At 70.5% G+C, this 13,276-nt stretch carries 10 protein-coding genes and 2 pseudogenes; 7 read left to right on the plus strand and 5 right to left on the minus strand.

The features are described from left to right. The 5 genes and pseudogenes from VE172_RS24705 to VE172_RS24725 form a co-directional block, all read left to right on the plus strand. Nucleotides 1–1,267 (plus strand): annotated as a pseudogene (locus VE172_RS24705) (hypothetical protein); the annotation flags it as partial. Nucleotides 1,268–1,313: 46 nt separating this feature from the next. After that, nucleotides 1,314–2,915, plus strand: a pseudogene (locus tag VE172_RS24710) (acyl-CoA dehydrogenase family protein); the annotation flags it as partial. Nucleotides 2,916–3,193: 278 nt separating this feature from the next. Beyond that, nucleotides 3,194–3,826, plus strand: a complete 633-nt coding sequence (locus VE172_RS24715) for a DUF4097 family beta strand repeat-containing protein (RefSeq protein ID WP_324804676.1) — start codon at nt 3,194–3,196, stop codon at nt 3,824–3,826. A 137-nt stretch (nt 3,827–3,963) separates the two neighbouring features. Next, nucleotides 3,964–5,265, plus strand: a complete 1,302-nt coding sequence (locus VE172_RS24720) for a sensor histidine kinase (RefSeq protein WP_324804677.1) — start codon at nt 3,964–3,966, stop codon at nt 5,263–5,265. 38 nt (nt 5,266–5,303) lie between these two features. Further along, nucleotides 5,304–5,963, plus strand: a complete 660-nt coding sequence (locus VE172_RS24725; RefSeq protein ID WP_324804684.1) for a response regulator transcription factor — start codon at nt 5,304–5,306, stop codon at nt 5,961–5,963. On the opposite strand, the gene VE172_RS24730 is transcribed toward VE172_RS24725, so the two are convergent. Then, on the minus strand, nt 5,943–6,980 hold the full coding sequence (locus VE172_RS24730; RefSeq protein ID WP_324804678.1) for a UDP-N-acetylmuramate dehydrogenase: 1,038 nt from the start codon (nt 6,978–6,980) through the stop codon (nt 5,943–5,945). The genes VE172_RS24725 and VE172_RS24730 overlap by 21 nt on opposite strands. 70 nt (nt 6,981–7,050) lie before the next feature. On the opposite strand from VE172_RS24730, the gene VE172_RS24735 reads away from it, so the two are divergent. Both VE172_RS24735 and VE172_RS24740 read left to right on the plus strand, forming a co-directional pair. Beyond that, complete coding sequence (locus tag VE172_RS24735; protein ID WP_324804679.1) at nt 7,051–7,788, plus strand: maleylpyruvate isomerase family mycothiol-dependent enzyme; 738 nt, start codon at nt 7,051–7,053, stop codon at nt 7,786–7,788. 35 nt (nt 7,789–7,823) lie between these two features. Continuing rightward, on the plus strand, nt 7,824–8,504 hold the full coding sequence (locus VE172_RS24740) for an exonuclease domain-containing protein (RefSeq protein ID WP_324804680.1): 681 nt from the start codon (nt 7,824–7,826) through the stop codon (nt 8,502–8,504). Between the two features lie 120 nt (nt 8,505–8,624). Here VE172_RS24740 and VE172_RS24745 read toward each other — a convergent pair whose 3' ends face one another. The 4 genes from VE172_RS24745 to VE172_RS24760 form a co-directional block, all read right to left on the minus strand. Continuing rightward, on the minus strand, nt 8,625–8,972 hold the full coding sequence (locus tag VE172_RS24745) for a hypothetical protein (protein ID WP_324804681.1): 348 nt from the start codon (nt 8,970–8,972) through the stop codon (nt 8,625–8,627). 57 nt (nt 8,973–9,029) lie between these two features. Then, entirely contained in the window at nt 9,030–10,370 is a 1,341-nt protein-coding gene (locus VE172_RS24750; RefSeq protein WP_324804682.1) for a formimidoylglutamate deiminase, read from the minus strand. A gap of 535 nt (nt 10,371–10,905) precedes the next feature. Continuing rightward, nucleotides 10,906–12,069 carry an allantoate amidohydrolase gene (locus VE172_RS24755; protein ID WP_324804685.1) on the minus strand — a complete coding sequence of 388 codons (1,164 nt, stop codon included), beginning with the start codon at nt 12,067–12,069 and terminating at the stop codon, nt 10,906–10,908. Continuing rightward, nucleotides 11,964–13,276 (minus strand): EI24 domain-containing protein (locus tag VE172_RS24760; protein ID WP_324804683.1); only part of this gene is annotated, 1,313 nt, incomplete at its 5' end. The genes VE172_RS24760 and VE172_RS24755, both read right to left, overlap by 106 nt.

Consider the following 13,276-nt stretch of genomic DNA (forward strand, 5'->3'; position numbering starts at 1 on the left):
CGACATCCCCGGGTGCCCGGCGGAGCTGACCACCCTGCTGCGCAACGCGCTCAACCCCGACCCGGGCGCCCGCCCCAGCGCCGACACCCTGCACTGGGACCTGGGCGGCATCTCGGCGGCCGACGTGCCGCCGCCCCCGACCGGCGCCATGCCCGCCGAGGCGGTGGCCGACAACGTCCGCCCGGTCAACACGCCGGTCGCGGCGATCAACTCCGCGGCCACCGCGCCCCCCGTGACCGGCGCGCCGATGTCCCCGGGCGGCTACCCGGGCGCGCCCGGCGGCTTCCCGATGATGGGCACCGAGCCCGTCACCTCGGTGCCGAATGCCGGTCCGCTGTCGCCGGTGCCGCCGCCGGTCACCGCGCAGAAGACCAACACCGGGCTGATCGCGGGCATCATCGGCGGCGTCGTGGTGCTGCTGATCGCCGCGGGCCTGGGCATCTTCTTCATCGTCCACAACTCCGGCGGCGGGGGCGGCGGCAACAACAACGCCGCGGGCTCCAGCGACGCCTCGTCGACACCGGCCGAGACCAATTCGGACATCGAGAACTCCGACGTCACCAGCTCGTTCCCGTTCTACCTGCTGTCCAAGGACCTCACCCCCGGCGAAAAGGTGCAGCTGGACAACGGCACGTACTACACCGACTCCAGCCACACCACGTACATGCAGATGTTCTCCAGCCCGACCTACACCGACCTCAACGGCGACGGGGCGCTGGACGTCGCGGCGTCGCTGTACTTCAGCGGCACCGAGAAGCAGAGCTACGAGGACGCCTGGTACGGCGTCTACCTGGGACTGTGGGACACCAAATCCAAGAAGGTGGAGCCGGTGAAGTGGCAGGTGAACTGGCAGCTGTCGTGCATGACGAACCCGTCGATCAGCACCGCCGCCACCGCCAACAACCAGGGCGTGAAGGTGTCGTTCAGCTCGGTGAACAGCTGCAGCGCCACCTCGGGCGACACCGTCTCCAACACCGTGTACGTCAACAAGGACAACCTGCCGGTGGTGAAGAACGACGACATCACCTCCGCCACCGAGAACTGCGCCGCCCAGGAGAACTACGGCAAGTCGGTGTCCTATAAGGGCAAGTCGCCGCTGGTGGAGCCCGACAAGGGCGCGCCGAAGGTCTCCGGCAAGTACGACAAGGCCACGGTGTGGCCCAAGGACCAAAACGGCCGCGGCGACTACCTGTTGGCCAGCATCGAGTGGCCGGGCGGCAAGAAGGGCTGCGGCTGGGTCAAGAAGAAGGACGTGAAGAAGAAGTAGGGCGGCAGCGATACGGTGGGTGTCCCGTACTAAGGAGTAACTTGCGATGGCCACCGCCGGCACCCACACCGTGACCAACCAGCCGCCCCCGCTGGAAGACCGCAACCTGTTCACCGACAACGTTCCCCTGGCCGAGGCCGCCGAATGGGCGGGCGCCGGCTGGGTCGTGGACGAGGCGCGGGCGCTGGGCGAGGTGCTGGGCAGCGGCGACGCCGCCCGCTGGGCCGCCGAGGCGCACGGCAATCCGCCGGTGCTGCGCACCCACGACCGCTATGGGCACCGGGTGGACGAAGTGGACTTCCACCCGGCCTGGCACCGGTTCATGGCGCTGGCGGTGGAGTTCGGGGCCCATTCGGAGCCGTGGCGCAACCCGCTGCCGGGCGCGCACGCGGCACGGGCGGTGCTGTTTTCGATGCTGGGGCAGATCGAGCCGGGGCACGGGTGCCCGATCTCGATGACGTACGCCGCGGTGCCCGCGCTGCGCGCCAACCCGGAGCTGGCGGCACAGTGGGAGCCGGTGATCACGGCGCCGGTGTACGACCCCGGGCTGCGTCCCAAGGACGACAAGCAGGGCGTGCTGGTGGGCATGGCGATGACCGAGAAGCAGGGCGGCTCGGACGTGCGCGCCAACTCCACCACCGCCACGCCCGCCGGCGACGGCACGTACGTCCTGCGTGGACACAAGTGGTTCTGTTCGGCGCCGATGAACGACGCGTTCCTGGTGCTGGCCCAGGCGCCCGGCGGCCTGTCGTGCTTCCTGCTGCCGCGGGTGTTGCCCGACGGCACGCGCAACGCCATGCGGATCCAGCGCCTGAAGGACAAGCTGGGCAACAAGTCCAACGCCTCGTCCGAGATCGAGCTGGACGACGCCGTGGCCCACCTGGTCGGGGAGGAGGGGCGCGGGGTGCGCACCATCATCGAGATGGTCAACCACACCCGGCTGGACTGCGTGATCGCCACGGCGGCGGGGATGCGGCAGTGCGTGGCCGAGGCGACCTGGCACGCCGCGCACCGCTCGGCGTTCGGCAGGCCGCTGATCGAGCAGCCGCTGATGCGCCAGGTGCTGGGCGACCTGTGCCTGGAGTCGGAGGCCGCCACCGTCACGATGATGCGGCTGGCCGCGGCGTACGACGACCCCGAGCAGGCCGCGTTTCGGCGGCTGGCCACCGCGGTGGCCAAGTTCTGGGTGTGCAAGCGCGGCGCCGGGCACGCGGCCGAGGCGCTGGAGTGCCTGGGCGGCAACGGTTACGTAGAGGAGGCGCCGCTGGCCCGGCGCTACCGCGAGCAGCCGCTGATGTCGATCTGGGAGGGCTCGGGCAACGTGATCAGCCTGGACATCCTGCGTGCCCTGCGCACCACCCCGGCCACCGGCGAGGCCTTCATGTCCGAAGTGCAACAGGCCGCGGGTGTGGAGCCGCTGTTCGACCGGCACCTCGACACCCTCAAGGCGACGCTGGCGTCCGGTGTGGACGAATACGGCGCCCGCCGCCTGGCGGCCCAGCTCGCCCTGGCCCTGCAGGGCTCGCTGCTGCTGCGCCACGGCCCGGCGTCGGCCGCCGAGGCGTTCGTGGCCAACCGGCTGGGCTCCGACAGCGGCGTGTACGGCGTGGTTCCCGCCGACGGCAACGCCCAGGCCCTAGTGGAACGTCACCTGCCCGGCGGGCAGAACTTAGGGGGTAAACCCCATGGTCCGCAGGGGCGCCGCTCCGTAACCTTTGCGTCAGCCACTGAGAAAAGGTTTAAGAGGAGAGCATTGTGTCCGAGAACGAAGCAGGTGCCCGCCGGTTTCCCGTCGTCGGGGCGATCGTGGTGCTGGCGATCATCGCGGTTGTCGTCGCCGGGGGTGTGTGGGTGTGGAAGAGCTTCGGGCCGTCCGCCCGGCACACGCAGCAACAGTCCAAGACATACGACGACAAGGTCACCGCGTTGGACATCACCGGTAACTCGGGCGTCATCAGGTTGATCGCCGACGACAGCGACACCGTGAAGGTGGAGCGCAAACTGCGGTGGACCAAGAACAGGCCCAAGTCCACCGAATCGGTGTCGGGCGGGAAACTGACCATCAAGCAGACCGGCTGCGGCGACGGGTTCTCGCTGGGATTCAACCAGTGCAACATCGATTACACGATTCACCTGCCCGCCGCCACGAAGGTGACGGCCGCGGCCGACTCCGGCGAGATCTTCACCACCGGCATCAAGGGGGCGATGAGCCTGCACGCCGACTCCGGGGACGTCAGCGTCAACGGCTCGGGCAAGAAGCTGAGCGCCTCGGTGGACTCCGGCAACGTCATCGGCAGGAACCTGAAGGCCACCGACGTCACCGTCAACGCCGACTCCGGCGACGCCACGCTCGACTTCCTCACGGCCCCCGACAAGGTGAAGGGAACCGTCGATTCGGGCGACATCATGATGTCCGTGCCCAAGGACGGCACCGCCTACAAGGTGACCGCCGTGGTCGACTCGGGGAACAAGGTCATCGAGGTCAAGAAGAGCGACAGCTCCAAGCACGTGATCTCCGTGCAGGCCGACTCCGGCGACCTCACGGTCCGCTACGCCTGAGAACCGTCCACCGCCGCGGGCGCGTCCGGGATGCTCCGGGCGCGCCCGCGGCGTGCGCGATACTGGGGGAAATTTCCCCTGGTAATTGTCGGGCTTACCCCACCGCGGGACGGCCCGCCGACGGCAAGAATGGCGACATGACTTTCACCTCCGCGGTCCGAGGGCTCCACTCGGACGACGGGCTGGCCCGCCGCTTCCACCAGCTCAAGTGGGCGGTGCCGCTGTTGGGCCTGTCGATCGCGTGCATCCCGATCTTCGTCCTGTTCATCGTGGGCATCCCGTTGATCTTCCTGACCGTCGGCATCCCGCTCGTGCTGGGCATGGTCGGCGCGATGCGGGGGCTGTGCAACGCCAACCGGCACATCTTCCGCTCCGGTTTCGGCGTCAGGATCGAAAACCCGTACCGCCCGTGGCCCAAGGGAAACGTGTTCCGCCAGATCCTGACGCACTCCAAGGACGTCACGGTGTGGCGCGACTTCGCGTGGCACGCCATCGACATGTCGCTGGGCGCGATGGTCTACATCGCCTACATCGGGCCGATCCCCGGCGCCGTGTTCGCGCTCATCCAGCCGTTCCTCAACGAGATCACCCCGCCGGGCGTCTTCGACAGCTACTTCGGGTTCATCCACTACGGGTCGCTGCCGATCGGGCTGGTCATCGGGGTGTTCATGTCGGCGTTGTACCTGGTGGTGTGGTGGACGCTGGGCGACATCATGATCACCGCGTACGCGCGGCTGGCGGGCGTGATGCTGCGGCCCACACGATCGTCCAAGCTGGAGCAGAGGGTGGTGGAGCTGACCGAGTCGCGCGCCGACACCGTGGACTCCTCGGCCGCCGAGCTGCGCCGCATCGAACGGGACCTGCACGACGGCGCCCAGGCACGCCTGGTGGCGCTGGGCATGAGCCTCGGCATGGCCGAGGAGATCATGCGCACCGACCCCGAGCAGGCCGCCTCGCTGCTGGCCGAGGCCCGGGAGAACTCGCAGGGCGCGCTGGCCGAGATCCGCAACCTGGTGCGCGGCATCCACCCGCCGGTTCTGGCCGACCGCGGTCTGGCCGGGGCGGTGGAGGCGCTGGCGCTGGCCCACCCGCTGCCCGTGGAGGTCACCATCGACCTGCCCGGTCGCCCGCCCGAACCCGTGGAGACCGCCGCCTACTTCGCCGTGGCCGAGGCGCTGACCAATGTGGCCAAATACGCCAAGGCCACCCAGGTGCGGGTGATGATCGGCTACTTCGGCACCCGTCTCGGGATCACGGTGCGCGACAACGGAATCGGCGGCGCGGCGGTGTCGCGCGGAGGCGGCCTGGAGGGCCTGAGGCGGCGGCTGGGCTCCTTCGACGGCACCGTGACCGTGAAGAGCCCCGTCGGCGGCCCCACGGTGATCGCGCTGGAGATTCCCTGCGAACTCGGCGAGGCGTCCCAGCCCCGCCAGCACTAGGCGCTCGCGTTCGAAGGGCGCCGTATTCTTGGCGCGTGATGCGAGTCGTAATCGCCGAGGACCACGCGCTGCTGGCCGACGGCATGGTGCGGCTGCTGCGCGCCCATGACTGCGAGGTCGTCGAGCTGGTCGACAACGGACCGCGGCTGGCGCCGGCGCTGCTGGAGCACAAGCCCGACGTGGCGGTCGTCGATGTGCGGCTGCCCCCCACCTTCACCGACGAGGGGCTGCGGGCGGCCATCGAGGCCCGCGGCCAGATCCCGGGCCTACCCGTCCTGGTGCTGTCGCAGTACGTCGAGCAGCTGTACGCCCGCGAGCTGATCCGCGACCGCGCGGGCGGCGTCGGCTACCTGCTGAAGGACCGGGTGTCGAACATCGGCACGTTCGTGGACGCGCTGCGGCGGGTCGCCTCGGGCGGCACCGCGATGGACCCCGAGGTGGTCTCGCAGCTGCTGGGCGGCCAGAAGTCGCTTTTGGACAATCTGACGGCGCGGGAGCAGGAGGTGCTGGGGCTGATGGCCGAGGGACGCACCAACTCCGCGATCGCGGCCCAGCTGTACGTCACCGACAAGGCCGTGGACAAGCACAGCAACAACGTGTTCCGCAAGCTCGGGCTCAGCCCGTCCTCCGACGACAACCGCCGCGTGCTGGCCGTGCTGGCCTATCTCGAGGGCAAGTCAGAGGGAGGCGTTGACTAGCACGGGTTCGGGGCGCAGCTCCACGCCGTACCTGGCGGCCACCCCGTCGCGCACCTCGGCGGCCAGCCGCAGCAGCGCGTCCGTGGTGCCCGAGCCGCGGTTGGTGAGCGCCAGGGTGTGCTTGGACGAGATCGCCACGCCGTCGCGCCCGTAGCCCTTGTCGAAGCCCGCGTGGGCGATCAGCCAGGCCGCCGAGAGCTTCACGCCGTCGTCGTCGGCGGGGAAGTTGACGGGGGTCTCGCCCGTCCGCTCCACGATCTTGTCGAAGGTGGACCGATCGATCACGGGGTTGACGAAGAAGGAGCCCGCGCTGAACGTGTCGGGGTCGGAGGGGTCGAGCACCATTCCCTTGCCGCGCCGCAGCTTCAGCACGGTGTCGCGGGCCAGCTCCAGCGGCACGGTCTCGCCGACCTCGACGCCGAGGGAGCGGGCGGTCTCGGGGTAGCGAATCGGGGCGGAACGCGCGTCGACGCGCAGCCGCAGCGTCACGTCCAGCACGACGTAGCGGTCGTTGTGCTTGAAAAGGCTGTGGCGGTAACCGAAGTCGCAGTCGGCGGGCCCGAAGACGCGCGTGGCTCCGTCGCGGCGGTCCAGGACGGTCGCGGAGTCGAAGACCTCGCGGATCTCCTGGCCGTAGGCGCCGACGTTCTGCACGGGCGTGGCGCCCGCCGAGCCCGGAATCCCCGACAGGCACTCGATTCCCGACCAGCCCTCGGCCACGGCGCGGGCCACCACGGCGTCCCAGTCCTGGCCCGCGGCGACCGTCACGAGCACGTCGTCGCCGTCGCGGACGGCCGCGACGCCGCTGGTGCGCACCAGCACGGCGGTGCCGTCGAATCCCGCGTCGGCGATCACCAGGTTGCTGCCGCCCGCCACCAACAGGACCGGGCGGCGCTCGGCGTCGGCGGAGCCGATCGCGGCGACGAGCGCGTCGGCCTCACGCGCCTCGACCAGGCGTTCGGCGGGGCCGCCGAGCCGCAGCGTGGTGAACTCGGACAACTGGATCGCAACTGACACGCGTTGAAGCTTAAGCTTGGGGAAATTGAGGTTGTGGAAACCCCTCGTTGCTGATTGGGCGGAGGCAATGATGACGCGGTGGGACAAGAGCGCGTATGTGACGGCGTTGAGGCAGGAGACGCGGCGGTTTCGGGACGTGGTGGCCGCCGCCGACGCGGACCTGGCCGTCCCCAGCTGTCCCGAATGGAATCTCGGCCAGCTGACGGGCCACCTCAGTCTGGTGTTCCAGCGGCTCGGCGAGCGCGTCACCACGGCCGCGGCCCCGGAGGGCTGGAAGCGCCCCGACACCGTCACCATCTCGCTGGAGGAGTTCGACGCCGCGTTCGAACGGCTGGCCCTGGTGCTGGAACGGCTCGAGCTGGACGACCCCGCGTGGAACCCCGCGCCGCTGCCCAACACCGCGCGCTTCTGGTTCCGCCGCGCGGGATGCGAGACGGCGGTGCACCGCTGGGACGCCCAGATGGCCGTGGGCTCCGTCGAACCCATCGACGCCTCCCTTGCCACCGAAGGCATCGACGAGGCGTTCGACGCGATGCTGCCGTCGGGTCGGCGCCGCGACAAGGGCGAGTTCACGGGTTTGGTGCGGCTGGCCGCCACCGATGTCGAGCGCGACTGGTTCGTGCGGCTGCGCGGCGAACGCCTGGCGCTGCTGGACGCCGACAGCGTCGACACCGAGTCCTCGCCCGTCCACGCCCGCGCCGCGGGCACCGCCTCCGACCTGATGCTGGCGCTGTGGGGCCGCGTCCCCTTCGGCGCGCTGGACACCGTGGGGAGCGAGGAACTGTTGTCCGCGCTTCGGATCGGCTGACGGGGCTGTCACACCGAGTCCGTAATGTGTGGCTCATGTCCGAAACGACCTGGAATACCGATCGGCTGGTGGGCTTCGACACCGAGACCACCGGCATCGACACCGCCCACGACCGCATCGTGTCGGCGGCGATCGTGGACGGGGCCGACACCGCGAACTGGCTGATCGACCCCGGCGTCGAGATCCCGCCCGCCGCCAGTCGGGTGCACGGCATCACGACCGAGCGGGCCCGCGCCGAGGGCGCCGCGCCCGCCGAGGCCCTGGCCGAGATCGCCCAGGCGCTCGGCAAGGCGGCCGCCGAGGGCGTGCCCGTGGTGGTGTACCGCGCGGGCTTCGACCTGACCCTGCTGTCGCACGAGCTGGACCGCCACGACCTGCCCCAGGTGCCGTGGGCGGAGCTGCGCGTCGTCGATCCCTTTGTGCTGGACAAGAAGTGCGACAAGTACCGCAAGGGCAAGCGCACCCTGTCGGTCGTGTGCGAGCACTATGGAGTGTCGCTGACGGACGCCCACAGCGCCGCCGCCGACGCCCGCGCGGCCGTGGATCTCGCCCGCGCCATCGGCGAGCGCCACGGCCAGGTGCGCACCATGAGCGCCGCTGAGTTGCACAACGCCCAGATCGGTTGGCACGCCGACGACGCGGCGGGTCTACAGGAGTTCTTCCGCCGCAAGGGACGCGACGAGGTCGTGGACGGGCGCTGGCCGTTGCAGCGCTGATTCTGGGGCTGAGCCGCCGAGGCGAATTGTTCTCTGGCAAGGCGGGGGAGGAGCCTATGTCGACAACACAGGCGACGACGACAACGCAGCCAGGGGGCGATTCGACCGTGCGGATCGGCCCTAGACCCAGGACTTGAAGAACTTCTGGAGTTTCGTCAGCACCTGCTCGCCCGACTTGTCGTCGGTCTTGGGGCGGTTGTGTTTGGGCAGCTGGTTGATGCCCATGGCCGAGGCGAAGATCAACAGGCCGTTGAAGAACGCCACGATCCAGCGGGTGGGGCCGTCCTGGGCCAGGGCGGCGGTCAGATAGGCCAGGGCCAGGGCCACGCCCAGCGACGTCCACTTGCGAAACGGGTCGAAGGTGTGGCCCACCAGCACGCCCACCACATTGGGCACCAGGACCGCGGCGGCCGCCGAACCCTGCAGACTCAGCAAACTGGTGACGGTGAAGAGGGAGTCGAGTTCCATTCCCCCAGTGTGGGATGTGGAGCCAGGACAAGGCAACCGTTCTTTTGGTTTGTCGCCTCAGTCGGCGAACAGGGGCGAGATCGACGCTTCCAGCGCGGCGCCGACGTCGGGGACGGCGCGGTGCCGCCGATCGTCCACAATCAAGCGACCGCCGCCGACCACGTGGGTGACGTCGGAGGCGGTCGCGGCGAACACCGCCATCGCGATCGGATCGGCCGCCCCGCCCGCGGTGCGCACCGAGTCGGTGTCCACGGCGATGAAGTCGGCCGCGCGACCGACGGCGATGCCGCCGTCGATGCCCGCGCTGGCCGCGCCGCCCTCGGTCGCCGCCGCCAACAGGCTCGCCGCGCCGTGCTGGCCCCGACGCTGGGTATCCAAGCGCGCGTTGAGTTCCACGGCGCGCGCCTCCTCGAACAGGTCGATCACGGCGTGGGAGTCCGAGCCCAGCGACAGCCCCGCGCCCGCGGCCGTCAGCCGCGCGGCGGGGCCGATCCCGTCGGCCAGGTCGCGTTCGGTGGTGGGGCAGAAGCACGCGATCGCCGCCGCCTGGCCCAGCAGCGCGATGTCGGCGTCGACCAGGTGGGTGGCGTGCACGGCGGTGGTGCGGGGGCCCAGGACGCCCGTGTCGGCGCACAGCCCCGTCGGGGTGCGCCCGTGGGTGTGTAGGCAGGCGCGGTTCTCCTTGACCTGCTCGGACAGGTGCAGGTGAAGCGGCGCGGCGTACCCGTCGGCCCAGGCGGCGACGGTGCGCATCGCCTCAGGGGAGCAGCCCCGCACCGAGTGGATCGCGGCGCCTACCGAGACCTTGCCGCGCAGGGCATCGCGGGTGCCCTCGGCGCGCAGCGCCCAGGCGTCGGCGTCGCGGTCCCCGAACCGCCGCTGCGGCCCCTCCAGCGGCTTACCGTCCACATCGGCCTGGAGGTAGCAGGTGTCCAGCAGCACCAGGCGAATCCCCGCCTCGGCGGCGGCGGTCGCCAGCGCCTCGTCCATGGCGGACGGATTGTCGTACGGGACGCCGCCCGCGCCGTGATGCAGGTAGTGGAACTCGCACACCGTCGTGATCCCCGCCAACACCATCTCCGCGTAGGTGGCGCGCGCCAGCGCGAGGTAGCCGTCGGGGTCGAGCCGCTCCACCACGGTGTACATCTGTTCGCGCCACGACCAGAAGTCGCCGCTTCCCTTGTGGGTTCGGGATCGCAGCGCCCGATGGAACGCGTGCGAATGCGCGTTGACCAGCCCAGGCATCACGAAACCTGGCAGCCGCACGGCATCGCTCGGCGCCACCACGTTCGCCTCGACGGCGGTGATCACCCCGTCGTCCACCGTGACCAACACGTCGGACGCGAGCCCGTCGGCGACCGAAAGCCATGCGCGGGAAGCGAAGTAACGGCTCAGCATGTCAGCTTCGATCGTGGTTCCTCCCGTGTCGGGATGTTTTTCGCAATGTCGATCGACCCCGCGACCACAGGGGACGTCGGCGGGGACGGGTACGGGCTGCGGCTCGATGCCAGCGTCGGTCGTGGTTCCTCCCGTGTCGGGACGGTTTTCGCGACGTTGACTGACCCCACGACCACAAAGGATGTAGGCGGAGGCCCGTACGGGCCGCGGCTCGATGCCAGCGTCTGTCTTGATTGCGCCCGCGTCGGGGCGTTTTCCATGCCGTCGACCGATCCCGCGACCACAGGGGACGTCGAGGGAGACCCGTACGGGCTGCGAGTCAATGCCGACGCCTGTCGTGGTTGCGCCCGTGTCTGAACATTTTCTATGTGGTTGACTGAGCCCACGACCACAAAGGATGTCGGCGGGGACGGGTACGGGCTGCGGCTCGATGCCAGGGTCGGTCGTGGTTCCTCCCGTGTCGGGACGTTTTTCGCGACGTCGACCGACCCCGCGACCACATCGGACTTCGGCGGGGACCCGTACGGGCCGTGACTCAGCACGCCAGTTCCCGCAGCACCTCGGCCAGGGCCTGGGCGCCCGTCAGGCAGTCGTCGAGTTCGGCGTGCTCGTCGGGGGCGTGGGAGATGCCCGTGGGGTTGCGTACGAACAGCATGGCGGTGGGGATGCGGGAGGCCAGGACGCCCGCGTCGTGGCCCGCGCCCGTGCCCAGGACTGGTGCACTGTGGAGGGTGCCCGAGATGCGGTCGCGCAGCGCGGCGTCGAAGACGACCTCGGAGCTGAACGACTCCTCGGTGAAGGCGACGTGGGTGCCGTCCTTGGCGGCGCGGGTTTCGGTGGCGCGCTTGAGTTCCGCGACTACCTGGTCGAGGGATTCGGGGCGGGGGGCGCGGGCGTCGAGCCAGGCGCGCACCGCCGAGGGGATCGCGTTGGTGCCGTTGGGTTCGCAGAACACGCGGCCCACCGTGGCCACGGCGTCGGCGAGGCGGGCCTTCTTGCGGGCGGCCAGCACCGTGTTGGCGTAGGTGAGCATCGGGTCGGCGCGGTCGTCGAGGCGGGTGGTGCCCGCGTGGTCGGCGCGGCCCGTGAAGTCCATCCGCCAGCGGCCGTGCGGCCAGATGGCGCGGCCCACCGCCACGGGCGCGTCCATGTCGATGAGGGCGCGGCCCTGCTCGATGTGCAGCTCGACGTAGCAGGCGACGCGCGACAGCAGCTTGTCGTCGGCGCCGATGCCCTCGGGGTCGCCGCCCGCCGCCGCCATCGCCTCGGCGAAGGTGACGCCGCTGTCGTCGGTGAGGCCACGGGCGCGCTCGGGGGTGATGGCGCCCGACAGCAGGCGCGAACCCAGGCAGGCCACGCCGAAGCGCCCGCCCTCCTCCTCGGCGAAGGCCGCCACCGCGATCGGGCGGCGGGGCTGGTCGCCCGCCTCGCGCAGCAGGTCGATCGCGGCGAAGGCGCTGACGATGCCCAGCGGGCCGTCGAAGGCGCCGCCGTCGGGCACCGAGTCGAGGTGGCTGCCCGTGGCGATGGCGTCCCCCGCCGTGCGGTCGCCCCACCAGGCCCACAGGTTGCCGTTGCGGTCGGCCTCGACGCTCAGGTCGCGGCGGCGCGCCTCCTGGGTGAACCAGTCGCGGCACTCCCGCTCGGCGGCGGTGTACACGAAGCGCCGGTAACCGCCCGTGGCGTCGAAGCGGCCCACGGGCCGCAGGTCGCGCCACATCTCCTCGAATCGCACGTCTTGAAATCTAACCGCTGCGGGGGCGCGGCGGCGGGGTGCTCGAAGGGTTCCCCGAGGACGTCGCGGGCCAGCAGGGTGGCCCCCGCGACGGCGGCGGGCATGGTCACGATGGCGCCCAAGGGAATCAGTGCCAACAGGAATACGGGGACGCCGAAGCCCCACATCAGGCCGCGGCGCCGCGACAGCAGCTTGCGGAACTGGCCGTAGCGCAGCCCGCGGCGGTGAAAGGCGAAGCCGCTCAGCTCCACCGCCAGGAACCAGCCGCCGATGAAGGCGCCGATCACCGCCGAGGCCGCCGTCCCGATGAACGGCACGCACCCCACGGCGAACATCGCGACGCCGTACATGATCGAGCGTGCGATCAGGCCGAGCGCCTCGCCGAGGTCGCGGCCGATGTTCTGCCAGAAGCCGCCGCGCTCGTGGTGAACCTGGGGGGCGCCGTATTCGGCGTCCACGTGTTCGGCGATGGTCTCGTAGAAGGGCTCACCGATGATCAGGGTGAGGGCGGTGAACACCACGACCGCCAGCCACAGCGCCAGCCCGTAGATGACGACGCCCGCCAGGACCCGCGTGGCGGTGCGCAGCCCCTGCGACCAGGAGTCGGCGAACCAGGTCGACAGCGTCGACAGGTCGGAGATCTCGAAGGCCAGGGCGATCAGGGCGCCCAGCAGCAGGGCGGCGGTGATGAGTGCGGGGATGGCGCCCAGCAGCATGATGCGGGGACGCTTGGCCCACAGGCCGAATCCTCGGCCCAGGTGCCTGACGCCGTTCGCGAAGTCGCGCATGGGCGCCAAGGATAACGAAGCCATTGAAGATAGAAATTTGCCGATGCGTTCGCGGAGCTCGGCGCGCCGCGTCCACACCACGTCGGGGCGGTCGAAGACGTGCAGGCGGGCGTCGGGCAGCAGCCCCGCCAGCCGCTCGGCGATCTCGGCGGGGTGCGCGGTGTCTCCGCGGCAACCCAGCACCAGGGCGGGGCACTCCACGCGCGACAGCAGCGCGGCGTCGTCCACCGCGACCTGGCCCGCCAGGGCCGCGGGAAACCCGCGCATGCTCGGCAGGCACAGCGTCCTGGCGCGCGCCGCGGCGTGCGCGCGTCCCGCCCGGGTGTCGCGGACGGACGCGGGCAGCTCGTCCTCGAGGACCGCGGTGACCGCCTCCAGGTCCT

The sequence above is a fragment of the Stackebrandtia sp. genome, from assembly GCF_035643755.1.
GTDB lineage: Bacteria > Actinomycetota > Actinomycetes > Mycobacteriales > Micromonosporaceae > Stackebrandtia.

Excerpts from the sequence above, each read along its gene's own strand:
- VE172_RS24720 (WP_324804677.1), top strand. The coding sequence starts at position 3,964 with ATGACTTTCACCTCCGCGGTCCGAGGGCTCCACTCGGACGACGGGCTG.
- VE172_RS24725 (WP_324804684.1), top strand. The coding sequence starts at position 5,304 with ATGCGAGTCGTAATCGCCGAGGACCACGCGCTGCTGGCCGACGGCATG.
- VE172_RS24735 (WP_324804679.1), top strand. The coding sequence starts at position 7,051 with ATGACGCGGTGGGACAAGAGCGCGTATGTGACGGCGTTGAGGCAGGAG.
- VE172_RS24740 (WP_324804680.1), top strand. The coding sequence starts at position 7,824 with ATGTCCGAAACGACCTGGAATACCGATCGGCTGGTGGGCTTCGACACC.
- VE172_RS24745 (WP_324804681.1), bottom strand. The coding sequence starts at position 8,972 with ATGGAACTCGACTCCCTCTTCACCGTCACCAGTTTGCTGAGTCTGCAG.
- VE172_RS24750 (WP_324804682.1), bottom strand. The coding sequence starts at position 10,370 with ATGCTGAGCCGTTACTTCGCTTCCCGCGCATGGCTTTCGGTCGCCGAC.